Origin of the sequence: Labrenzia sp. THAF191a, assembly GCF_009363335.1 — a bacterium.
Taxonomy (GTDB): domain Bacteria; phylum Pseudomonadota; class Alphaproteobacteria; order Rhizobiales; family Stappiaceae; genus Roseibium; species Roseibium algicola.
In genome coordinates, this window is sequence record NZ_CP045333.1 from 5,894,825 (window position 1) to 5,918,026 (window position 23,202).

At 58.5% G+C, this 23,202-nt stretch carries 24 protein-coding genes; 10 read left to right on the forward strand and 14 right to left on the reverse strand.

Going from position 1 to position 23,202, the window contains the following annotated elements; genetic code table 11:
• The first annotated feature begins 3 nt into the window (after positions 1-3).
• The 5 genes from urtD (at position 4) to FIV05_RS27085 (ending at position 5,690) form a co-directional block, all read left to right on the forward strand.
• Complete coding sequence (gene urtD / locus FIV05_RS27065) at positions 4-750, forward strand: urea ABC transporter ATP-binding protein UrtD (RefSeq protein WP_023001728.1); 747 nt, start codon at positions 4-6, stop codon at positions 748-750.
• Between the two features lie 114 nt (positions 751-864).
• The gene (gene urtE, locus FIV05_RS27070) at positions 865-1,560 is read left to right on the forward strand and encodes an urea ABC transporter ATP-binding subunit UrtE (RefSeq protein ID WP_023001729.1); all 696 of its coding nucleotides are present in this window, start codon (positions 865-867) and stop codon (positions 1,558-1,560) included.
• 175 nt (positions 1,561-1,735) lie between these two features.
• Positions 1,736-3,022 carry an ArgE/DapE family deacylase gene (locus FIV05_RS27075; protein ID WP_152511651.1) on the forward strand — a complete coding sequence of 429 codons (1,287 nt, stop codon included), beginning with the start codon at positions 1,736-1,738 and terminating at the stop codon, positions 3,020-3,022.
• A gap of 328 nt (positions 3,023-3,350) precedes the next feature.
• Positions 3,351-4,658 (forward strand): UDP-glucose/GDP-mannose dehydrogenase family protein, encoded by a 1,308-nt coding sequence (locus FIV05_RS27080; RefSeq protein WP_152511652.1) that lies wholly within the window; start codon positions 3,351-3,353, stop codon positions 4,656-4,658.
• Between the two features lie 279 nt (positions 4,659-4,937).
• Positions 4,938-5,690: a sugar transferase gene (locus FIV05_RS27085; RefSeq protein ID WP_286202237.1), complete on the forward strand. Its 753-nt coding sequence runs from the start codon at positions 4,938-4,940 to the stop codon at positions 5,688-5,690.
• 45 nt (positions 5,691-5,735) lie between these two features.
• On the opposite strand, the gene aroQ is transcribed toward FIV05_RS27085, so the two are convergent.
• On the reverse strand, positions 5,736-6,179 hold the full coding sequence (gene aroQ, locus FIV05_RS27090) for a type II 3-dehydroquinate dehydratase (RefSeq protein ID WP_152511653.1): 444 nt from the start codon (positions 6,177-6,179) through the stop codon (positions 5,736-5,738).
• Here aroQ and FIV05_RS27095 point away from each other — a divergent pair.
• The gene (locus FIV05_RS27095; protein WP_152511654.1) at positions 6,166-6,606 is read left to right on the forward strand and encodes a hypothetical protein; all 441 of its coding nucleotides are present in this window, start codon (positions 6,166-6,168) and stop codon (positions 6,604-6,606) included. The genes aroQ and FIV05_RS27095 overlap by 14 nt on opposite strands.
• Positions 6,607-6,639: 33 nt before the next feature.
• Here FIV05_RS27095 and FIV05_RS27100 read toward each other — a convergent pair whose 3' ends face one another.
• Positions 6,640-7,116, reverse strand: coding sequence for a response regulator (locus FIV05_RS27100; RefSeq protein ID WP_051990227.1), 477 nt, complete (start codon positions 7,114-7,116; stop codon positions 6,640-6,642).
• Positions 7,117-7,460: 344 nt separating this feature from the next.
• Here FIV05_RS27100 and FIV05_RS31705 point away from each other — a divergent pair, with 344 nt between their 5' ends.
• On the forward strand, positions 7,461-7,628 hold the full coding sequence (locus FIV05_RS31705) for a hypothetical protein (RefSeq protein ID WP_023001736.1): 168 nt from the start codon (positions 7,461-7,463) through the stop codon (positions 7,626-7,628).
• A gap of 30 nt (positions 7,629-7,658) precedes the next feature.
• Here FIV05_RS31705 and FIV05_RS27105 read toward each other — a convergent pair whose 3' ends face one another.
• The 9 genes from FIV05_RS27105 to ccoN form a co-directional block, all read right to left on the reverse strand.
• Positions 7,659-8,330 (reverse strand): class I SAM-dependent methyltransferase, encoded by a 672-nt coding sequence (locus FIV05_RS27105; RefSeq protein WP_152511655.1) that lies wholly within the window; start codon positions 8,328-8,330, stop codon positions 7,659-7,661.
• Positions 8,331-8,402: 72 nt separating this feature from the next.
• Positions 8,403-8,555: a cbb3-type cytochrome oxidase assembly protein CcoS gene (gene ccoS, locus FIV05_RS27110; RefSeq protein ID WP_023001738.1), complete on the reverse strand. Its 153-nt coding sequence runs from the start codon at positions 8,553-8,555 to the stop codon at positions 8,403-8,405.
• 7 nt (positions 8,556-8,562) lie between these two features.
• Positions 8,563-10,809, reverse strand: coding sequence for a heavy metal translocating P-type ATPase (locus tag FIV05_RS27115; RefSeq protein ID WP_152511656.1), 2,247 nt, complete (start codon positions 10,807-10,809; stop codon positions 8,563-8,565).
• Positions 10,810-10,819: 10 nt separating this feature from the next.
• Complete coding sequence (locus tag FIV05_RS27120; protein WP_152511657.1) at positions 10,820-11,332, reverse strand: FixH family protein; 513 nt, start codon at positions 11,330-11,332, stop codon at positions 10,820-10,822.
• Positions 11,333-11,342: 10 nt separating this feature from the next.
• Positions 11,343-12,806, reverse strand: coding sequence for a cytochrome c oxidase accessory protein CcoG (gene ccoG, locus FIV05_RS27125; RefSeq protein WP_173013962.1), 1,464 nt, complete (start codon positions 12,804-12,806; stop codon positions 11,343-11,345).
• 171 nt (positions 12,807-12,977) lie between these two features.
• Complete coding sequence (gene ccoP, locus FIV05_RS27130) at positions 12,978-13,856, reverse strand: cytochrome-c oxidase, cbb3-type subunit III (protein ID WP_152511658.1); 879 nt, start codon at positions 13,854-13,856, stop codon at positions 12,978-12,980.
• A gap of 3 nt (positions 13,857-13,859) precedes the next feature.
• Positions 13,860-14,015 (reverse strand): cbb3-type cytochrome c oxidase subunit 3, encoded by a 156-nt coding sequence (locus tag FIV05_RS27135; RefSeq protein ID WP_006933670.1) that lies wholly within the window; start codon positions 14,013-14,015, stop codon positions 13,860-13,862.
• Positions 14,016-14,020: 5 nt separating this feature from the next.
• The gene (gene ccoO / locus FIV05_RS27140) at positions 14,021-14,755 is read right to left on the reverse strand and encodes a cytochrome-c oxidase, cbb3-type subunit II (RefSeq protein WP_152511659.1); all 735 of its coding nucleotides are present in this window, start codon (positions 14,753-14,755) and stop codon (positions 14,021-14,023) included.
• 14 nt (positions 14,756-14,769) lie between these two features.
• Entirely contained in the window at positions 14,770-16,425 is a 1,656-nt protein-coding gene (gene ccoN / locus FIV05_RS27145) for a cytochrome-c oxidase, cbb3-type subunit I (RefSeq protein ID WP_152511660.1), read from the reverse strand.
• A gap of 393 nt (positions 16,426-16,818) precedes the next feature.
• Here ccoN and FIV05_RS27150 point away from each other — a divergent pair, with 393 nt between their 5' ends.
• Positions 16,819-17,724: a DMT family transporter gene (locus FIV05_RS27150; protein WP_286202238.1), complete on the forward strand. Its 906-nt coding sequence runs from the start codon at positions 16,819-16,821 to the stop codon at positions 17,722-17,724.
• A gap of 23 nt (positions 17,725-17,747) precedes the next feature.
• On the opposite strand, the gene FIV05_RS27155 is transcribed toward FIV05_RS27150, so the two are convergent.
• Positions 17,748-18,629, reverse strand: coding sequence for a LysR family transcriptional regulator (locus FIV05_RS27155; protein ID WP_152511661.1), 882 nt, complete (start codon positions 18,627-18,629; stop codon positions 17,748-17,750).
• Between the two features lie 101 nt (positions 18,630-18,730).
• Here FIV05_RS27155 and FIV05_RS27160 point away from each other — a divergent pair, with 101 nt between their 5' ends.
• A complete protein-coding gene (locus tag FIV05_RS27160) occupies positions 18,731-20,053 on the forward strand; it encodes an aminotransferase class I/II-fold pyridoxal phosphate-dependent enzyme (RefSeq protein WP_152511662.1) in 1,323 nt (440 codons plus the stop codon).
• A gap of 201 nt (positions 20,054-20,254) precedes the next feature.
• The gene (locus FIV05_RS27165; RefSeq protein WP_152511663.1) at positions 20,255-21,283 is read left to right on the forward strand and encodes a type VI immunity family protein; all 1,029 of its coding nucleotides are present in this window, start codon (positions 20,255-20,257) and stop codon (positions 21,281-21,283) included.
• A gap of 6 nt (positions 21,284-21,289) precedes the next feature.
• Here the strand turns inward: FIV05_RS27165 and FIV05_RS27170 are convergent, their stop codons facing one another.
• Both FIV05_RS27170 and FIV05_RS27175 read right to left on the reverse strand, forming a co-directional pair.
• Entirely contained in the window at positions 21,290-22,339 is a 1,050-nt protein-coding gene (locus FIV05_RS27170) for an AbrB family transcriptional regulator (protein ID WP_152511664.1), read from the reverse strand.
• Positions 22,340-22,439: 100 nt separating this feature from the next.
• Positions 22,440-23,186, reverse strand: a complete 747-nt coding sequence (locus FIV05_RS27175) for a glutathione S-transferase family protein (RefSeq protein ID WP_209009804.1) — start codon at positions 23,184-23,186, stop codon at positions 22,440-22,442.
• Positions 23,187-23,202 lie beyond the last annotated feature (16 nt).

Consider the following 23,202-nt stretch of genomic DNA (forward strand, 5'->3'; position numbering starts at 1 on the left):
GCCATGGCACGATCTTCCAGTCTTCTTTATCTCGACGGCGTGTCGGTTTCCTTCGACGGCTTCAAGGCACTGAACGAATTGTCGCTGACGATTGCCCCGGGCGAAATGCGGGCGATCATCGGTCCCAACGGTGCGGGCAAGACCACGATGATGGACGTCATTACCGGCAAGACCCGGCCGGACAGTGGCGAGGTCTTTTTCAACGGCACCGTGGACCTTACCGGCGAGGACGAAGCTTCAATCGCCGAGCTCGGGATCGGCCGCAAGTTTCAAAAACCGACCGTTTTTGAGAGCCATACCGTCTGGGACAACCTGGAACTGGCGCTCAAGGCACCGCGTGGCCCATTCGCCACCCTGTTTCATGTCATTTCGGGTGGTGAGAAGAAGCGGGTTGAATATCTGCTTGATCTGATCCGGCTTGGTTCGAAGAGAAGCGAGCTCGCAGCCAACCTCAGCCACGGTCAGAAGCAGTGGCTGGAGATCGGCATGCTGCTGGCCCAGGATCCGAAGCTGCTTCTCGTGGACGAGCCTGCTGCCGGCATGACGGATGCCGAAACCGCTGAAACCGCTGAACTTCTGAAGGATATCGCCAATGATCACTCGGTCGTCGTGGTCGAGCACGACATGGTGTTTGTGCGCTCCCTGGGTGTCAAAGTCACTGTTCTCCACGAAGGCTCGGTCCTGGCTGAAGGCTCACTCGACCATGTCTCAGCCGACGAACGTGTCGTGGAAGTTTATCTCGGACGATGAGGAGTAGGCTTTGTCGTTCGCGTCTCGTCGCTCGCGGAAGTGATACGGCGGTACCGACAACGAACGAACCAACGGCCACAAGGCGCATCGCGATCAGCCAAGGGAAGTCAGCTCATGCTGCAAGTTGAAAACATCGATCTTCATTATGGCGCCGCCCAGGCGCTGAAGAAGGTTTCGCTGAAGGCCGAGACCGGCAAGGTAACCTGTCTGATGGGACGCAATGGTGTCGGCAAGACATCCACCTTGCGTGCGGTTGCCGGTCAGCACGGCATCAGCGCCGGCAAGATCCTGTGGGACGGCGAGGACATCTCCTCGCTGGCAGCCCATGCCCGCGCCAAGAAAGGCATCGCGATCGTGCCGCAGGGACGCGAGATCTTCCCTCTTCTATCGGTAAAGGAAAATCTTGAGACCGGCTATGCCCCGATCCCGCGCAAGGAACGGTTCATTCCCGATACGATCTTCGAACTTTTCCCGGTGCTCAAGGACATGCTGTCACGCCGTGGCGGTGATCTGTCCGGCGGACAGCAGCAGCAGCTCGCGATTGCACGAGCTCTGGTCACCCGTCCGAAACTTCTGGTGCTTGATGAACCGACGGAAGGCATCCAGCCTTCGATCATCAAGGACATAGGTCGGGCAATCTCGTGGCTGCGCGACCAGGGCACGATGGCCATCGTACTGGTGGAACAATATTTCGAGTTCGCCCGTGATCTGGCCGACGATTATGCCGTCATGGACCGCGGCGAAGTGGTGCTCTCGGGCACGGGTGCTGACCTTTCTGAAACGGAAGTCCGTCGGTATCTGACTGTCTAGACCAGGGTCACGTCTGCCAAATCTCACTTTTCCTCATCATCCTGGGGCGCTGCTTCAGCCATACTGAGAGGGATGATGGGGTTAGGCGTGCTGCTACCCGCATTTGACGCAGACCGCGCAGTTGATAGGGTGCGGGCAAATCGCCCACCTCATCATCCTTTCCAGCCGGATCGTCATGTCAGAACCACTTTCCAACGAAGCCATTTCCGCCATCACCGCTGCCGTTGATGCCGCATTCGAGGACGAGATCGCCTTCCTGCAGGAGATCGTGCGGGCAAGATCCCTTCGCGGTGAGGAGGCCGGTGTCCAGAAGATCATTGCAGACGCTCTCCGTGACCGTGCCTATGACGTCGAGACCTATGGGCTCGATGTGGCGCAACTGCAGTCCCATCCGGCCTATTCTCCGGCCACTATCGACTACACCGACACGTTCAACGTCAGTGGTCGCAAGAAGTCTGCCCATGGCGGGCGTTCGTTGATCCTGAATGCCCACGTCGATGTCGTGCCCACTGCCAATCCGGCAAACTGGACCCATCCGCCGTTTGCAGCCGTGCGCGAGGGCGATTGGCTTTTCGGACGGGGCGCGGGGGACATGAAGGCAGGCCTCGCAGCCAATCTCTTTGCAGTCGATGCCATCGAGGCTGCCGGGTTCAGCTTGAAAGGACCGCTCGAGTTCCAGTCTGTCATCGACGAAGAGGTGACGGGCAATGGCACCGCAACTGCGATCATGAATGGTGCGACAGCGGACGCGGTTCTCATTCCCGAGCCGACAGACGAAGAGGTCACCTATGCAAATTCCGGTGTCATCAAGTTCCGGATCTCCGTCCAGGGTGTGCCGGCTCACCCACGCGAGCCGGAGTCAGGCCTCAGCGCAATCGAGGCGGCGTTCCTCGTCATCAACGAGTTGAAGGCGCTGGAAGCTCGCTGGAATGAGGAAAAGACCAGCCATCCCGGCTTCGACGAGCTGCGCAATCCTGCAAGCCTCAACATCGGCACCATCAACGGCGGCGAATGGCCGGCGTCCATCCCGTTCGAATGCCGTTTCGAAGGCCGGATCGGGTTTTATCCGGGTGACGCCCCGCAAGACCGGATGGCCAGCCTGGAACAGATGCTGAAAACGCTTGGTACGAAGGATCCCCGGCTTGAGAAAGCCAATCCAAAGCTCGAATGGATCGGGACATGTCAGGCAGGGTATCTTCTTCCCGAAGGCGGCGATGCGGAAAATGCGCTCGCCGCCGCACACAACATCACGTCCGGAACTGCGCTCAAGCGGTCGATCATGGCCTGCTATCTGGATGCGGCTCTTTACGTGAACCATTGCGGCATTCCCGCCCTCACCTATGGCCCGCTGACAAAGAACATTCACGGCATAGACGAATGCGTGAACCTGCCGTCGCTGAAAAGAGTGACGAAGACGATCGCCCTGTTTACCGCTGCCTGGTGCGGCATCGCACCGACGTAGGACAATCCAGTTGCTCCGAAATGAGAAGGCCCTTCTTCGCACAGGGGCCTTCCTTCCGGAGGAACACATCCCCTCTTTAGACAGAAAAATGCTCCCGTTTTTTGTGTCGTTCCGTTAGTCTTCAGGACCGGGACGCGTTCAGGCAATTGCAGACGCCTCATCCTGTCCCTGTTCAGAGTAGTGTACGGAGCAGAATTTCAAAATTTCAAACAATACGATTTCAACGAACTGGTCTTTTGCTGTCGGTCCATGTAATTCGGGCAGCACCTAGCGGGCTTATGGTGATTGACTAACGCCTGAAGACCACCCAGAAGCAGGAAAATTTAAAATGCGTGTTGCAATGATTGGGACCGGCTATGTCGGTCTGGTGTCCGGAACCTGTTTTGCCGATTTCGGACATGTCGTCACCTGCATCGACAAGGATGCAAGCAAGATCGACGCCCTGAACAACGGACAGATCCCGATCTATGAACCTGGCCTGCAGGAACTCGTTGCAAAGAACGTTGCCGAAGAACGCCTTTTCTTTACCACTGCTCCTGAAGAAGCGATCCGCAAAGCGGATGCCGTTTTCATTGCCGTCGGCACGCCGACACGCCGAGGTGATGGCCATGCCGATCTGTCCTACGTCTATGCAGCGGCAGAGGAAATCGCGCGACTGATCGAGGGCTTCACCGTGATCGTCACCAAATCGACCGTTCCGGTCGGCACGGGAGACGAAGTGGAAGCGATCATCCGCAAGACCAACCCTGACGCAGAATTCGCCGTCGTTTCAAATCCGGAATTCCTGCGCGAAGGCGCCGCCATCAGCGACTTCAAACGCCCCGACCGGGTGGTGGTCGGGACCGATGACGAGCGCGCAGTCGAAGTGATGCGTGAGCTTTACCGCCCGCTGTATCTCAATGAAACCCCGATCATCGTGACCCGCCGCCGCACATCGGAACTCACCAAATACGCGGCCAATGCGTTTCTCGCGGTCAAGATCACCTTCATCAACGAAATTGCAGACCTGTGTGAGAAAGTCGGGGCAAACGTCCAGGAAGTCTCGCGCGGTATCGGCCTCGACAACCGCATCGGCGGCAAGTTCCTGCATGCCGGCCCAGGCTACGGCGGCTCCTGCTTTCCGAAGGACACTCTTGCCCTCTCGCGGATCGCCGCGGACGCACAGTCCGATCTGAAGATCGTCGATTCCGTCATCGAGGTAAACGCGGCCCGCAAGAAAAAGATGGCCGACAAGGTGATCGAATTCATGGGCGGCGACGTAAGTGGCAAGACGGTCGCGCTGCTTGGCCTCGCATTCAAGCCCAATACGGACGACATGCGCGAAGCACCGAGCATCGACATCGTGGAAAAACTGCAGGCTGCTGGTGCCAAGATCCGCGCCTACGACCCGGCCAGCATGGAAGAAGCCGAGAAGGTCATGTCGGGCGTGATGTTCTGCGATGGACCCTATCATGCCATCGAGAATGCAGATGTGGTTGTAATCGTTACGGAGTGGGATCAGTTCCGTGCGCTTGACCTCGACCGCGTCAAAACCCTGGTCTCGGCGCCCAAGGTGGTCGACCTGCGAAATATCTACAAGCCGGACTACATGGAAGCCCGCGGCTTCGAGTACACCAGCGTCGGCCGCAGCTACTAAGCGGCCGGTTCCCACTCCAGAATTTAATACCCTATGCGAACGTCGGGCTAACCCTAGCCCGGCGTTCAATATTTTAAAAATTAATTAAATTTCACATCACTTTTGACGTCGGAACATTGCTCCCGTCGCGTCACTATGGTAACCAAACCCTTAATGGATAACAATTTTCCCGATCTTGTTATCCAAATATTAACGATACGATCGTGATTGCGACTGCCTCCAGACAGGATGCTGGCGCACATCAAGTGGTCTCGTAAATCGGGTTGAGGCTGGCATATCTTGGCAGACGAAACAGTATCTTACGAAGCAGATGATCACGGCCGCGAAGCGATGAATATTGCCGGCTTCGCGACGTGGGGCTATCCGCACCCCGACCTGCTCGATGCGACAAACCGTGCCTCCCGCGACCTCCGTCCGGCACGCGGAGCGATTCAATCCGGACTGAAGAAATGTATTGACCTGACCGGTGCAAGTGCCGGCCTTCTACTGCTTTTTCCCTTATTTGTTGCAATCGCGGTTGCAATAAAACTGACAAGCCGCGGACCGGTGTTTTTCCGTCAGTGGCGCTACGGTTTGAATGGCAGGAAGTTTGCCGTTCTCAAGTTCCGGACGATGTATGCCAACCAGTGCGACAGCACCGGGATTTCGCAAACCGTTGCCAACGATCCGCGCGTCACATTGATCGGCGCCTTCCTGCGCAAGAGCAATTTCGATGAACTGCCGCAGCTCATCAACGTGATGCGAGGAGAGATGTCCCTGGTAGGTCCCCGGCCGCATGTGCCCGGCATGCTGGCCGCCGGAATGCCTTATGAAGACTTCCACCCCAGGTATATGGACCGCCACAAGGTGCTTCCGGGCATCACAGGCCTGGCACAGGTCAACGGCTTTCGCGGGGAAACCAAAAACGCTCATGCGGCCCGCATGCGGCTGGTCTATGATCTTGCCTACATCGAGCGTCAGTCGGTTATCCTCGATGTCAAAATCCTCGCGACGACGGTCGCCAGGGAATTCTTCAACGGCAACGGTTACTGAACCGCCAAAAAATCCTCAAACAGTGTCACTGGCAGAGACGCAGGATCATGCGTCTGCGCACAAAGTCGCCATGCGCTGCAGAGCCAGCAGATAACCCTCCACACCGCAGCCGGCAATCACCGCATCCGCCCGGGCTGAAACGTAGGAATGGTGCCGAAAGCTTTCCCGTTTGTGTATGTTGGAGACATGAACCTCGATCACCGGGCAGGTGCAGGTATTCAATGCGTCCAGAATTGCGATCGATGTGTGCGTATAGGCCGCCGGATTGATGATGATACCCGCCGCCGCTTCCCTTGCCTCATGGATCCAGTCGATAAGCACGTGTTCGGCATTGCTCTGATGGAATGCGATCTCCAGCCCCCTGGGCGCAGCGGCTGCCTCACACATCGCACGGACGTCATCCAGGGTCTGGGGCCCGTAGATCTCCGGTTCCCGCTTGCCGAGCAGATTGAGATTCGGACCGTTCAGAACATAGATGATTTTTGCCATTGAATTTTCCCTAGACCTTCAGCGACAACTTGCCCCGCACCGGCGATTTTTACCAAGAAATTCGAAGATTTCCGGCAAAAGTTTGTGGACGATTGTTTTCGGAGGTGATACCGCGGTCGCGCATCCTTGCTACGCTCGGTTTTACGCATTATTAACTATAAAACTCCAGTGTGAGAAAAAATCGGCTCATCGGGTAACCATGATTAAACTCCGCGAACGGTTGGACACACTTGAAGCTTTGATGGCCGCCATCGAAGGCTACCATCATCTCCCTATCGATGTTCTTTCCCAGTTCCTGCTTGACCACTACACGGTTGATCTTGACGTTCTGGCGCAGTTTGCCGAAGCGGCAGAAAGTGCCAATGCTCAAGGGGCATCGTCTTATGCGGCAGCGGAGAACCGCACGGCAGCACAGTCGGCCGCCTGACGCGTCCACATCACTTTCAGCTGAATTTTACGCTTAACCGATCGCGGTGAGATTACCGTCGCCTTCGCCGCCCTGCTGTTGCGGCTGGCCGGGGCCACCTTGCCAGATCTTCTGGCGGTTCCGGATTTCGCGCGGTGCAGGGCCGAAATAGGTGGCCGTCTTGATGAAATCGCGCGGGTGCAGGATCACGCTGGATACGCGCTGATACAGTGCCTTTGCCGAGATCGGCTTGGACAGAAGCTCGTGAACGCCGAGCCGGCGCGCTTCCACGATCCGGCTACGCTCGGTGTGAGCGGTCACCATGATAATCGGGATATAGGCGAAGGGATTGTTCGGACTGCGGATCATGCGAACCATGTCCGCCCCGTCCAGGATCGGCATGACCCAATCCAGAATAAGGATGTCAGGGTTCGCCCGGTCCATGGCTTCAAGGCCGGACGCGCCGTCTTCGGCCTCGACAATGCGCCGCGCACCGAACCCCTGCAGCATGGTGCGCAGGATGGTCCGCATGTAAGCACTGTCTTCGACCAGCAAGAATGTCAGAGAGGCAAGATCCAGGCTCACCTAGTCCTCCTTGTTTGACTTAACCTTTGCCATGAAAGTCTGAACAATGAGTTAGTCTCCCGCCGCGAGGGGCCCACAATCATCCGCCAACGCGGCATCGACTTTGAATAGTTTCGGAAAGGCTGAGAAATTACTCGCAATACACTGAAGGATTTCACCTATTGGTAATATTGCGCTCAATTAATCTTTTGCCCGGTTCGATATTAACGGGACTTTCAATTGTACGCCCCCATCTTGCAGGCAAGAAATCGAACTGAACGAGCAGCCTTTTGCAAACGATTGTAAGAACCATGTCCCGGGATCCTGAAACGTTCGGGGAAGACGATCCGCTCCCTATGGAGCATGAACCGTCCGACCTCGGCACAAATGCAAGACTGAGAGACAATCTCCTTCTGCTTGCCGGCATAGGGCTCGTCCTGCTTGCCACAGGAATGGCCCTGTCCAACGTCCTCTCCTAAGCTGCCCGTTGCGCCTTGCCGTGGCAGGGCTCAGGCAAGGCGCGGCTTCCGGGCACTGAAGAGTGCCACGCACCCGATCCTTTCAATCGTCACCTCGGCAAAGCGTTTTTCAAGTTCCGCTCGCAAAGTGTCCTGCGTGTCGGCTTCGTTCGAAAAGACACCCTTGCGGTTATAGATCTGCATCAGCTTGCGGGCGGCACCGGACCGCGGCGCATCGCCTTGCAGGATGGTGGACCCAAAGACCGTTGCCCCTTCTTCAAGATGCGGTACCGCATGATCGAAAATCACTGCCTTTTCAGTCATGGTTCCCGGAAGGCAATGAAGCACGTAGTTGAGGCCGATGGTCTTGAAACTGCCGATATCTTTTGGCCACGGCACGAGTGCATCTGCCTGAACGGTGACGGGCTTCAAGCGGGCAATTCTGGCAGCAGCCTTGTCGAGGCACTCCCGGTTGGGATCGAGCAACGTCACCCTTGGATCTGCAACGGGAAACCTGGTCTTGTCCAGGAAGTAACCGGTGCCCACGCCGATATCCAGGTGATTGGCGGAAACATGCTGGTCATAGAGCGCGACCAGATGAGAGCTCGGGCAACGCCAGATCCAGCGGTTCGACAAACCCAGCACCAGGGCATCGTAGATAGCCAGCGACGTTCTGGAATAAACGGCGTAGCCCGGTTTGTGCGCGTCCGGAAACGAATCCATGCATAGCTCCAGTTACCTAAAGGAATGCATGGGGCTAGGCGCACGGGAACACAAAGTCAAGATTGCCTGCAATTACTTGTCTGGCAGATCGTCGTCGTCAAGGATGCGCCATTTGGCACCTTCGAGATCGTCATACTGGCCGCTTTTCAAGGACCAGAGGAAAGCCCCAAGCCCTAGCGCTCCCAGGAGCAGTGCAATCGGTATCAGATAGATCAGAACGTCCATGTTGATCTCATTCAGCGGCCTGTTGCTGTCGCACTGTGGGTGCGTTCGCTCCCGCGTTCCTGCCGCCCTCTCCCCAGCGCAGCTTGAGCGCGTTTGCGGTAACTGCCAGCGAGGAAGCGGACATCGCTGCTGCCGCCATCAAAGGTGTGACGAAACCGGCCACGGCAATGGGCACGGCAATGATGTTGTAGACGACCGAAATCCAGAGGTTCTGCTCAATTGCCGCCCTTGCCCGTTTCGACAGCCTGAGCGCATCGGCCACCGGCTGCAATTTGTCACCGAGAAAAACGGCGTCTGCAGCGGCCTGACTGAGATGCACGGCCGAGACAGGCGACAGCGAGACATGCGCCCCGGCCAGCGCCGGAGCATCATTCAGGCCATCGCCAACCATCAGGACCTTGCGGCCACTGGCCTGGAGTTCTTCGAGACGCGCAATTTTCTGGGCGGGCTTCATGCCCGACCGCCAGTCCGATACACCCAGCACAGCCGCGCAATCGGCCACAGCAGGTTTCGTATCCCCGGAGAGAATTTCAAGCGCGTAGCCGGCTGACTTCAACTGATCGACCACCGCCCTGGCATCCGGCCGCAACCGTTGCCGGAAGGCCAACAGGCGGGCAGGATCCGCGCCAAAGCGGATAGCAAGCAGAGAGGCACCCGGGTTCGACTGCAGTGCTGCCTCGACCTGTTCGTCGGATGCTTCGCAGAACAGCGGGCTGCCAAGCCGCAGACGCTGTCCGGCAACCAGGGTTTCAAGACCCGCCCCGGATGTCTCGCTGACGTTCGGCAGAGGCTGCAACGCTCCTGTTGCCTTGACCAGGGCGGCCGACAAGGGATGCCGACTTGCCAGGGCAAGGCGTCCGGCCAGCGCAAGCGTTTCGTCATCTGGATTGATGGAGCCGCACAGATCCGGCTCGGTAAGCGTCAGCGTTCCGGTCTTGTCGAACAGGATGGTGTCGATATCCGACAACCGTTCGATGGCGTCGCCCGAATTGAGCAGGATTCCACACCGGAAGAGCTGCCCGGATGCCACCACCTGCACGGCGGGAACCGCCAAACCGAGCGCGCAGGGACAGGTGATGATCAAGACGGAAATGGCGATGATCAGGGCAGGCTGCCAGTCGAGCCCGACCAGCAACCAGCCAAGAAATGTCAGCGCAGCCGCGCCATGCACCAGAGGCGCATATAGGCGGGCGGCTCGGTCTGCAATGCGCACGTATTTGGATTTGGCCTGGGATGCCGCTTCGAGCAGGCGGTTGACCTCATCCAGCAACGTCGCGCCGGAAGCAGCCTGAACCCGGACCTGCAACACCCCTGCTCCGTTTAAGGTACCGGCATAGACTCGCTGACCGGCCGCAACCGGCACCAGCACGCTTTCACCGGTCACAAGGCTCTGGTCGATCTCGGAAACACCGGTTTCAACCACACCATCCACCGGCACCCGCTCGCCGCCCGATACCAGAACCAGGTCGCCTGCGGCGATTTTTGAAAGCGGAACTTCGCGGACTGCGCCGTCGGGATGAATCAGCGCGGCAACTTCGGCCTTCAGAGCGGCGATGTTCTCTGCAAAGGATCGCGTCCGCCCTCGCATGTTGTGGTCGAGATACCGTCCGACAAGCAGGAAGAACAACAGCATGACGGCGGATTCGAAATAGGCATGATGCTGGTGCTGGATGGTCTGGACGACCGACAGGGCGACCGCCAGTGTCACGCCGATCACGATCGGCACATCCATGTTCAACCGGCCGGCAGCCAGGGCGTTGAAGGCGCTGCGAAAGAACGGCCGCCCGGAGTAGGCAACCGTCGGCAAGGCAATCAGCGCAGACAGCCAGTGGAAGAAATCCCGGGTTTCCGGGGTGATGTCCGTGGCATTGCCCGACCACACGGAAACGGACAACAGCATGATATTCATGCCGGCAAAGCCGGAAACCGCCAGGCAGCGCAGCAATTGTTTGCCGGTCTTGTCCTGACGCTCCTTCTGGCTTGCCGGATCAAACGGGTGGGCCTTGTATCCGAGACGCTCCAGCTCGGCGACGATCTCGTCAGCCCCGGTCTGGTCTTCCGACCAGTCGACGGCGAGCCGCTGGCTGGTCAGGTTGACGCGTGCCGTCCGGATACCCGGAAGCCGTTTCAGACCTCGCTCAATGTCTCCCATGCAGGCAGCGCAGGTGATGCCGTCGACGGCAAGGTCCATGTGGACCGCACCGTCTTCGCCCGGCGTCACGAATGCCTGCCAATCACGCTGATGGACCGTCACGGTACGTGCCTCAGTTCTTGACGAAGATCCGGTTCTCGGACCGGAATTTCCGTTCGCCATCCTGTTCGATTTCCAGGATGAGTGTCCAGTTGCCGTCGGCAAGGTTCTCGACTGCTCCGACATAGCGCCCACCGCCGTCAGCCGTGAAATCGACCTTCACGTCGGCGTCGTCATGAACCGGATTACGCAAAAGGGCATGAAGGACCACCCCGTAAAGCGGCGTTCCCTGCGCGTCGTTGGCCGTGACGACCAGCTTGCCGTCCGCACCGCTGGTGCGGGTAAATTCGGTCGAGACCTGCCAGTTCAGGTCTGCCTGAGCCTTGGCGGCCGCGATTTCCTCGTTGTAGGCCTGTCCGGCTTCATAGGAACTTTCCACCACTACGCCCGGGAAAGACCCGAGCGCGAGATAGATGAACACGGCGTTGGCGGTAAAGATCACCCCAAAGAAGGCAAGAAGCCAGACCAGGACCGTCTTTCCGGTGATCGCCTTGGGATCTTTCATGTTCGATTGAACCATCGTCATTCTTTGCTCCTCAAGGTTTTTCCGGTGCCTTGAACGTATCTTTGGCTGTGACCACTTCGCCCATGACGCTTTCGGTGATCCGGAAGGTAACCGGCGTCGAATGTGGCATCTTTGCCCAGGGCGGCGATGTCACGAGAATACGGACTTCCCGGGTCGTGTCAGGACCGACGGAGATGATCGGACGGCCGGCGAAAGTGTCCTCCGTACCGACAGCTTCCACCATCGTGTTGGCCGGCATGCCTTCCACATGCAGCATGAAATGGCGCTCGTGGCGGCGTTTGTTCGACAGACGCACGGTATAGCCGTTGCGCACGGACCCGTCCGACTGCTCGACGAACACCGGGTTCCTGTCATGCAGAACGCTGATATCGGCGAAATCACGATTGAGCAGTGCGAACAGCATGATACCGCAGACCACGGCGATGATGCCGACATAAATGACCGTTCGGACGCGGACGATCTCGTAGACCGACTCCTTGCCCTCCAGGCGGCGCTGGATGTTTTCGTCCGTATCGTAGCCAATCAGTCCCTTCGGCTTGCCGATCTTTTCCATGACGTTGTCGCAGGCATCGATGCACAGGCCGCACTGGATACAGTCGAGCTGCATGCCCTTGCGGATGTCGACACCGGTCGGGCAGACCTGGAAGCACTGGTAGCAGTCCACGCAATCGCCGGCGGGCATGCCCTGGTCGGCAAGTTTCTTGTTTTGCTTCAGAGAACCACGCGGCTCGCCCCTGTCCCAGCGATAGGTGACGTTGAGGGCCTTCTCGTCGGTCATCGCCGCCTGGATGCGGGGCCACGGGCACATGTAGATGCACACCTGCTCCCGCATGAAGCCTGCGAGGAGATAGGTCGTCGTGGTCAGGATGGCGATCCAGACATAGGCAATCATCGGCGCCTGGAAGGTCAGGAGTTCCCATACCAGGGTCGGTGCATCGTTGAAGTAAAGCACCCACGCACCGCCCGTCCACCACGCGATCATCAGCCACAGAAAGTGCTTGGTCACGCGCTTGCGAACCTTGTCGAAGGTCCAGGGGTCCTTGTCCAGTACGATGCGTTCGCGCCGGTCGCCTTCCACCTTGCGCTCGACCCAGAGGAACAGGTCCGTCCAGACCGTCTGAGGGCACAGGTAGCCGCACCAGACGCGTCCTGCGACCGCGTTCATCAGGAACAGTGTCAGTGCTGCAAGAATCAGGAGACCGGTGAGGTAGTAAACTTCCTGCGGCCAGATCTCGATGAAAAAGAAATAGGCCCTGCTGCCTTCCATATCGACAAGAACAGCCTGGCTTGGAGCATCCGGACCACGGTCATACCGGATGAAAGGCAGGAAATAATAGATGCCTAGCGTGATGAACAGCAGCGCCCACTTGATCCTGCGGAACAGGCCGTGCGTCGCCATGGGATAGATCTTTTTGGCTGATGCAAACCATTCGTCGGATTGCGCGCCCTCATGCGTCTCGGTGTCCGTAGACATACCGTCCGTCCTCTTCAACGCGATCCTGCCCCAATAGGATCTTTGGAAAATCATTCGCCACCCACCATTAGCAGCGAGTGCTCAAAATAAACCGGCGCAAAGCGTCACACTTTGCGCCGGATCAAATCGTTCAGGCTATCTGGCGCATTTGTCGCACCAGATCCGCAGGATCTACTGCCCGCCCCCGAAGGAGTGGACATAGACCGTCAGCGACTTGATGGTCGCCGGATCGAGACGATCGACCCAGGCCGGCATCACGCCGTTGCGCGGATTGCTGATCTGCGCCTTGATGGCGTCCAGCGACTTGCCATAGAGGTAGCTGGCGGACAGCAGGCTCGGCGCACCGACATCCTGAATGCCCTTCAGATCTTCACCGTGGCAGGCTGCACAGTTGTCGTCATAGATGGTCTGCCCCGCTGCCAGATCGACGCCTTCGTCGGTCTCAAGTCCCGCGCGGGATGCGACGAAGTTGGCAACCTGATTGATCTCCTCGCGGCTCAACAGCTCATCGCGGCCGAAAGCGGGCATTTCGCCGATGCGTGCTTCGTCATGACCGGACCTGATACCGAATTCCAGCGTGGTGTGGATGTCATCCAGCGTGCCACCCCAGATCCAGGTGTCGTCCTGCAGGCTCGGATAACCTTCCGCACCCGTGCCGCCGGACCCGTGACACGGTGCACAGTTGTCACCGAAAGCTGCCTGGCCGTTGGCCCGGGCAAATTGCAGCAACTCCTGATCAGTGGAGATGTCCTCAAGCGAGGCTGCCACGATCTTGTCGGCAAAGACCGACCGGTCGGAGATGCCCTTGTCATAGGCTGCGATCGCCTCGGTCCGCTGGTTGGCACCCAGTACACCGGTGGTGTAGCTGGAGACCAGCGGCCAGGACGGGTAGAGAACCCAGTAGATCACCGCCCAGACAATGCAGGCGTAGAACAGATACAGCCACCATTTCGGCAGAGGATTGTTCAGTTCTTTCAGACCGTCCCATTCGTGGCCGGTGGTTTCGACCCCGGAGATCTGGTCGACTTCCTTGTTATGTGTGTCTGCCATGGATCAGTCCTCCCGAAACGGGATTTGAGCAGCGTCGTCGAACTTTTTCCGGTTCTTCGGCCACAATGCGTAGGCCAGAACAACGCCAAACAGGATCATGAAGTAGAGTAGGCCCCAGGTTTGTGCGAAGCCTGCGAATGCTGAGTATGTCTCGTTCATCGCCCTTACCTCGCGTTTGCCTTGTCGTCATAGATCGAGAAATCGACCATGGTACCCAGAACCTGGAGATAGGCGACAAGCGCGTCCATCTCGGTAACTTCCCTCGGGTTGCCGTCGAAATCGCGGATCGTGGCATTCGGCCAGCGTTCCTCGAAGCCATCGGCCGCTTCCGTGTCCGGTCTCGCCTGACCGAGGATGTCAGACGCAGCATTTGCGATCTGCTCTTCGGTATAAGGCACGCCGATCACGGTGTTGACCGTCAGGTGGGACCCGATGTCCCGGGTGTTGAGGCGGTTTTCAGCCAGGAACGGATAGCCAGGCATGATGGACGCTGGAACCAGCGCGCGCGGGTCCTTCAGGTGCTCCACATGCCAGTCGTCGGAGTATTTGCCTCCGACGCGGGCCAGATCCGGACCAGTACGCTTGGAACCCCACTGGAACGGATGGTCGTACATCGATTCCGCAGCCAGCGAGAAATGACCGTAGCGTTCCATTTCATCGCGCATCGGACGCACCATCTGCGAGTGGCACAGATAGCAGCCTTCGCGGATGTAGATATTGCGTCCGGCCAGTTCGAGCGGCGTATAGGGCCGCACGCCTTCGGTCTTTTCGATCGTGCTCTTCAGATAGAAGAGCGGAGCGATCTCGACCAGGCCGCCGATGGCGACCATGACCAGAATGCCGATCAAGAGAACGAAGGAGTTCTTTTCAAAGACTTCGTGTTTTTTCCATGCAGACATAGTCTGTCCCTCCCTTATTCGGCCGGAGCCAGGGAGCCAGCCCGCGTGGCATCGGCTTCTTCAGCCTCGCCGTGACGGACGGTCATCCAGAGATTGTAGGCCATGATCACGGCGCCGAGCACGAAGAGCGCACCGCCAAGAGCACGGATGATGTAGAAGGGATGCATCGCCTCGACGGTTTCCACGAAGGAGTACTCCAGGAAGCCGAGCTGATCGTAGGCGCGCCACATCAGGCCCTGCATGATACCGGACACCCACATCGCGGTGATGTAGAGAACGATACCGATCGTGGACAGCCAGAAGTGCAGGTTCACGAGCTTCAGCGAATACAGCTGACGCTTGTTCCATAGCCACGGGATCAGGCAGTAGATCGCGCCGAACGAGATGTAGCCAACCCAGCCCAGGGCACCGGAGTGCACGTGACCGATGGTCCAGTCGGTGTAATGCGACAGGGAGTTGACCGAGCGCAGCGACATCAGTGGACCTTCAAAGGTGGACATGCCGTAGAAGGCGACCGAAACCACCATCATGCGCAGAACCGGGTCGGTCCGCAGCTTGTCCCATGCACCCGAAAGCGTCATCAGGCCGTTGATCATGCCACCCCAGGACGGCATCCACAGGATGATGGAGAAGGTTGCACCCAGCGTAGACGCCCACTGCGGCAGCGCCGTGTAGTGAAGGTGGTGCGGACCTGCCCAGATGTAGATGAAGATCAGCGCCCAGAAGTGCACGATGGAAAGACGGTAGGAATAGACCGGCCGCTCCGCACGCTTCGGGATGAAGTAGTACATGATGGCAAGGAAGCCGGCGGTCAGGAAGAAGCCCACCGCGTTGTGGCCGTACCACCACTGCACCATGGCGTCCTGAACGCCCGACCAGACGATGTAGGATTTGGTCGAGTAGATCGAGACCGGAATGGTCAGGTTGTTGGTGATGTGCAGCATGGCAATCGTGACGATGAACGCCAGATAAAACCAGTTGGCCACGTAGATATGCGGTTCCTTGCGCTTCCAGAGCGTGCCCAGGAACAGCAGCAGGTAGGCCACCCAGACGATGGTCAGCCACAAGTCGGCATACCATTCCGGCTCGGCATATTCCTTGCTCTGCGTCGCGCCGAGAAGATAACCCGTTCCCGCGATCACGATGAAGGCGTTGTAACCCAGGATAACGAACCAGGGCAGGATCTGGCCGGGCATGCGCACACGACAGGTGCGCTGGACCACATACATGGACGTTGCCAGCAGCACGTTGCCGCCGAAGGCGAAAATCACCGCGGAGGTGTGCAGCGGGCGCAGGCGCCCGAAATTGGTCCACGGCAAATCAAAGTTCAACGCTGGCCAGGCCAGTTGAAGAGCGATGATCAAACCGACCGTGAAACCAGCAATGCCCCAGAACATTGCCGCAACCGCACCGAATTTGATCGGTCCGATGTTGTAGTTTGGTTTGCCGTCGATTTCGGCCGGGATCACTTCCCCGCCGTCATCGAAGTAGTTCTTGAAAATCAGAAACACGCTGACGGCGGCGAACAATGCGCCTATGCCAGCGTGGAATGCCATGACCTGATCGAATGTCTTGCCTGCCACGATGATGCAGGCAAACGCAAGCAGCACAAGGAAGATGGCGAAGCCGCCTTCCTCGAGCGAGATCATTTTGGCCTTGTTTTGTGCCATTTTAGCGCCCCAGTCTTGAAATCGTTACAAGGTGCCAACGATGGCACGACCATGCACACGAGTCTGAAAATGCCGCGTTGATTCATATCAACATGCCAGCAATTGGCGATGTCGGAACAGCCTCCAAAGGTCAGATTGCATTGCGTAAATTGTCGCGGGCAAGATGAAGGCACGCCGTGAAAGGGATGTGACGCCTGCCTGAAGGACGTAGGCCGGTTTGCGACAATGTCCTGGCACCCTTGCTCATCCGCCGGTCTTGCGGTTTTCCGAAGCCAAGGATCGGGAAACGTGTTACGCCGTTCTTCCCTCCGCTGAAAGGCGTTGCCTTCTGGCCCGTCCGATGGCCCCTGATCTGCCGCTGACGACCTTCCACCTCGACACGGGACCCCTCCCTTGAACGCTGCATCTCAAAATGGCGCAAGCCTCCATCCCAATATCATCGGCAGCCTCTGGATGGTGGCTGCGATGGCCGCCTTCGCATTGGAAGATGCCTTCGTGAAGCAGGCTGCCGCACAGTTGCCCGTGGCGGAAATCCTGGTGCTGTTCGGCGTCGGTGGAACGATTGCCTTTTTCGGCCTTGCCACAATCACAGGCGAGAAAGTTCTCAACCGGGATGTTTTCTCGCCTGTCATGCGAGTTCGCTTCGCCTTCGAACTGGTCGGCCGGCTGTTCTATGTTCTGGCATTGGCCCTGACGCCGCTCTCCTCGACCACCGCCATTCTTCAGGCAACACCGATATTCGTGGTGCTGGGCGCTTCCCTGTTTTTTGGCGAAAAGGTCGGGTGGCGCAGGTGGACAGCAATCTTTATTGGCCTTGTGGGCGTCCTGATCGTGCTCCGACCGACCAGCGACAGCTTTTCTTTGCTTTCGATCCTGGCCGTCATCGGCATGCTCGGCTTCTCCGGCCGCGACCTTGCCAGCCGCGCTGCTCCGGCAACCCTCAGCACCAATATCCTCGGGTTCTACGGTTTCCTGACGATCATTATCGCCGGTCTTGTCTATGGTCTTTGGGACAGGTCCGCCTTCGTGGTGCCCGACACAACCTCCCTTCTCGCCCTTGGAACCGCAGTCTTCTGTGGTGTCTTTGCCTATAGCGCCCTGATGAAGGCCATGCGCACCGGCGAAATCGCCACAGTCACACCGTTCCGCTATTCGCGGCTGCTGTTCGGCGTGCTGCTCGGCGCCGTCTGGTTCAACGAGCGGATCGACGCGCAGATGCTGGTCGGCTGCACCGTCATCGTCGGATCGGGACTGTTCATCCTGTGGCGCGGCAACAAGGCGAAGACCCGGCGCACTTGAAACGAGAACAACCTTCCAGACACCTAGCCCATCTGACGCAAGGCCTGCAGCACCTGACCGGCCGCACCTTTGCCCCGGCTTGCCGGGAGGGTCCACAGGCAGATCTGACGCTTTAGCGGGACGACTGCCGCAAGAGGCGCCACCAGGGTGCCGGCGGCAAGCTGATCTGCGACAAGTGAGCGGTGCGCCATCAGAACGCCTGCGCCGTTCAGTGCTTCTTCGACCGCAAGAGCATAAAGCGAGAAGACAGGTCCGCGTGGTGCAAACCCCTCGCCCGGCATAGCTTCATCCGCCCATATCCGCCAATCGTCTGCCCAGGCCGTGTCCGTCAGACAAACCGCCTCTTTCAGATCACCAGGCTGCTTGAGTGCCTTTGCAAGCGCCGGTGTGCAGACCGGCAGCAATTCGTCTCCCGAAAACGCGATCCCGTTGTCTGGAAGGCTGTCGCAGTAGAACAGGCAGAGATCGAATGGCACCCGTTTCAGGTTCGGCGGTGTTTCAAGGGCTGTGACCGAAATGTCGATCTCCGGCAACTTCTCGCGTAGCTGCGGCAGTCTGGGGGCCAGCCAAAGCTGCGCCAGCGCCGGCAGGGCCGCGATGTGTATCCTGCCGGGTGCAGCATCACGCCTCAGGTCGCGCACCGCAGATCCTAGCTGGTCGAATGCGGCGACAAAACCCGGCAGTGCCCTCTGACCTGTGGCCGTCAGGCGGACCCCCTTGGCATGCCGCACGAACAGGGCCGCACCGACCTCCTGTTCCAGCGCCTTGATCTGCGCCGCCACGGCTCCGGGTGTAACCTGCAGTTCCGCCGCGGCCTGTGCAAACCCGCCGAGGCGCGCGGACGCTTCGAACGCTCTCAGTGCGTTCAGCGAAGGCAGTCTGGGAACAGGAGGAGCTACCGACATCTTTAAGGCCTATTTTTTCTAGCCCTTGAATTTCTAAAATCTGATTTGCGCGAACACAAGCGGAGATGGACACTTTGTCCAAATAGAACCGGAGTTCCGACATGACCGCGCAAGACAAATGCCCTTGGCTCCCCGCTGTGGCTGCCACCCGTATCGACGAGATCACCCAGGTAACTTCGCCTCTCGGATCCGAAGCAATTGCCGCGCGCATCGAAGCGCTGGCCGAGGCCAACAGGACCATCCACGAGAAAGACTGTTTCAACCTCAACCCCGCGACCAACGTGATGAACCCGCGCGCCGAAGCCTTGCTGGCAAGCGGCATGGGGTCCCGCCCCTCGCTCGGCTACCCGGGTGACAAACATGAGATGGGCCTCGAAGCCATCGAGGAAATCGAGGTGATTGCAGCTAACCTTGCCTGCGAGATCTTCCAGTCGGCTTATGCGGAAATCCGGGTCGCCTCGGGCGCGCTGGCAAATCTTTATGCGTTCATGGCGACCACAAGGCCGGGCGACGCCATCATCGCACCGCCCGCGTCCGTCGGTGGCCACGTCACTCACCATGCTCCTGGCTGTGCCGGTCTTTATGGCCTGGATATCCACGAAGCACCGGTCGATGCCGACGGCTACACGATCGATCTGGAAGGTCTGCGCGCCCTGGCCCTGAAGGTCCGGCCGAAGCTGATTACCATCGGCATGAGCCTCAACCTGTTCCCGCACCCGGTGAAAGAAATTCGGGCCATTGCCGATGAAGTCGGCGCCTTTGTCCTGTTCGATGCAGCCCATCAGTGCGGCATGATTGCCGGTGGCGTCTTTTCCGACCCGCTGTCGGAAGGCGCACATCTCATGACCATGAGCACCTACAAGAGCCTGGGTGGTCCCGCTGGCGGGCTGATCGTCAGCAATGATCAGGATCTTGCCCGCAAGCTCGACAAGATTGCCTTTCCGGGACTGACGGCCAATTTTGACGTTGCAAAGTCTGCAGCGCTCGCCATCACCCTTCTGGATTGGCGCGATTTCGGCAAGGCCTACGCTGCCGAAATGGCCGCCAGCGCCGGTGCGCTCGCCGCTGCTCTCGAAGCAGAGGGAATGCCGGTGTTCTCAACCGCCAAGGGAACAACCGCTTCACATCAGTTTGCCCTGGAAGCGGCAGCCCTCGGCGGCGGTCAGGCAGCTTCAAAGAAGCTTCGCCAGGCAGGGTTTCTGGCATGCGGAATCGGACTGCCGATAGCGCCCGTCGCCGGTGACATGAACGGCCTGAGGTTCGGAACACCGGAACTGGTCCGTTGGGGCATGACGACAGTCGACATGCCAGAACTGGCCACCCTGATAGCCGAAGCGCTGCGATCGAACGATCCGGCAGCGATGGCTGGACGCGTGGCCAAATGGCGCCAGAGTTTCAACACGCTCCACTTCATCCGCTCGTAACATAAGGGCTACAGCCTGCAGCGAGCCTCAACAGCCGGTCTCCTGTTCCCCTCAGGAACCGGCTGTTCCTTTGCCCCCGCTGACAATGTCAGCACGTGTCTCCTGACATAGAGGAAATCACTTCCTTCAGTTGCAATTTTGAGAACTTCCCGCACTTTCCAGACTGTTTTTCAGGTCTTCGGTTCAAGGGAATTTCCAATCATGCAGTTATCGCCATCCAATATTCATGCAGCGCTTCTTTGTGAACAAGACGGCAAGACGCTGGCGACAGGATGCATGCACTGCACCTTCTATTTTCGATATGCGCCCTATGAAGGTTTGAAAGACTTTATCGACCGGTCCCGGGAAGCGCTTGGAGACTTGTTGAGCCATTTGAGCTGGGGCGCGCGTTACACAAAAATCACCGCTCGAACCGAAACAAAGATCCAGCGGATGTTCGAGAACATTTCCTTCGAAAAGCACCCTACGCACTATTTCAGCATGCGGAGCCATAACCAGGACAAGGGGTGTTCCGCTGCGCGCTTAACACTCGTATTTAATCCTAAGGAAAACTGGGCAGTTACCGAACAAGATCGCGAACTGAGGCGGTCTCGTAGAATGGCGCTAGAAAAAACAGACATCGCCTTCTCGCCTCCAATCAGCATTGTAACGGCGACCTTTCCACTCGACCATCCCATTGCCAAACCGGCACGTTTCAAGGACTGGGTTCTCGGCCTTAAGTGTGTCCGCGACGGCTCTTTTGTCGGTGGGCATGCAGGGTACCGGCTGGAAACATATTCGGAAGTTTATGATTCCAGACACCAGAAAACGATGGAATGTCATGTAGCAAAGTTAATTCTCAACCACCCAGGTCTTGATTACGACGGCATCCCCGGTCTTGGAGTGCAACTGTTGTGCTACAGGCATGGCGACTACGACATGACCGCTATGATGAAGCGTGTCCAATGGCTGAATTTCTTGCGTGCAGACACATTGCAGCTTGCCGGCAACCGGGACGAAATCTGCGCGCGATTGGAAGCAGCCCCCCTGGTTAAGGTCTTGCCTGTCGGTGACGGGCTAATGGTTCAAGCCGGAAGATGTCCCGGCATTGGCAATGTTTCGGAAGGCGACATGCTGCCAGCTTACAGAGCTGCTGCGAAGATCCTCAGTGCTGCGCGTTTCCGGCACAGGCGCTCCAGAAACACCTTGTCGCCGCTGCAGACAGACTGGCTTGAAGCCCTGGATAGCTGAACAGGATCAGTTGCTTCGACGCCCCAGAACAAGTCCGGTGATGAAAGGCAGCAGCAGCACCATTCCGGTAAAGCGGGCGATCTGGTGCGCAGCCACAAAGGCCGGGTCGAGATCCAGCATGAATGCGAGCAGCGTCATCACCTCAAGTCCGCCCGGCGCATAGGCAAGCAGGGCCTGGCCAAAGGGAATATCCACCAGTTCGGCAACGATCCACGCCCCGGCGAGCGAGGTCAGGAACGCTGCCGCAAAGGCGGCCATCGATGCGCCGAGCACGCTGAGAAACTGGCGCAGTGTCATGGACGCAAAGCGGCAACCGATGTGAGCGCCCATCATGACAAAACACGGCAGCACGATGTAGCCCGGCAGCACAAGGACCAAGAGGCCGGACGCATTGAGGCCCGCACTCATGAAAAACGCACCCGTCAGGCCGCCCCCCGGCACTCTGACCTTGATGGCAAGCCAGCTTGCCGCGAGGCAGAGCGGTATCCCGATCAGGAAGTCCTTGAGACCGGAGACATAAATCGTGCCGCTGCCACCGCCCGCCGGTTCTGCGGAGGACACAACGGCGAATGGCAGCACCGCCACCAGAACGAACAGGCGCAAGGACTGGCTGGAAGCGATGCGGGGAAGGTCTGCCCCTCGTTCGGTGGCAAGGGCTATGACATAGGAAAGCGCACCGGGAATGGCGCCGAAATAGGCCGTTTCCCTCGACCATTTTGCCCCGTAGTGCAGAACCGCGTAGCCCGCGAACGTGACGGCCACCATGACAGCGATCAGCATGGCCATGGACACCGGCCACTCCGCCACCCGGTCAACGATATCGGGATGAACACCCGCCCCCATGGAGATGCCGATCATGACGAAGAGCGCGTCTCGCAGCGGGACCGGCATGAGCGTCGGCACTTGCGCCAGCGTCGCGATGGCAACAAAGACCATGGCGCCCGACAGCCAGGCCGCGGGAAGCCCGAACAGGTTGAATGTTGCTCCTCCGGCAGCGGCAATGAGAAGTGTGACCGCAAGTCTTCCGGCGGTAGATTGAAACGAATTGGCAGGCATCGGGAACCGTTGAGCTTGGAATGGCTCCTTGAGCTATAAATGGATTGATCGGCCAGCGCATGGTTGATTGCATGGATCAACATGTACGGCCTGTATTTTATCAGGCGGTTGTCCCCGGCAACTGAACAGGACGGGGCTCTGTGAAAGGTTTACCCTCAATTCCTTCCAGTTCACAGGCCCTGTGTATTGCCGGGCGCATTTCCAGCCGTTCGCACAGGGCGCGCAGGTGGGGCGTCGCCGCCAGGGACCACTTGCCCTCATTACGATAGATCTGCGCCCACCTGGCACAGGCAGCAAGATAGTGGTCGAGGATGGAAAGGTCCTGCCCCAGAAGAAATGGTCCGCTCCAACTGGCAAGTTCAGTTTCCAGATGTGCGAAACTGCCGGCAATCCGGCGGGTCAGTCCAGCGTGAAGGCTCAAGGCCGTCTCCGGTTCGCGAACATATCTTTCCGGCTTGAAGGAGATCCGAAGATCGGAATGCAGGGTGTTTGAGAGAAAAAACAGCCATTTCAGGAAGCGGCCGCGCTGTGGAGAGGCGGGCGTCGGAGCCAGACAGCCGTGCGCATCTGCCAGATGCAAGGCGATCGCGGCGGTTTCGAACATGGGGGCATCCTGACCCGGCACTTCCAGAACCGGGATCAAACCTTGGGGATTGAGCCGCCGATATGCTTCCGAATTCTGTTCGGAGATCAACCTGTCAACAGCCACGTAGTCATAGGGCAGGCCCAGTTCTTCCAGTATCATCCTGACAATGAAATTGGCGCTGTCAGGCGAACCGTGCAGGCGATAGCACTCCAGCCCCTCAGGTTTCCGGGTCGGTTCAGTTGCAACAAGCAAATCGGTCACCCCAAAGCTCTCCATC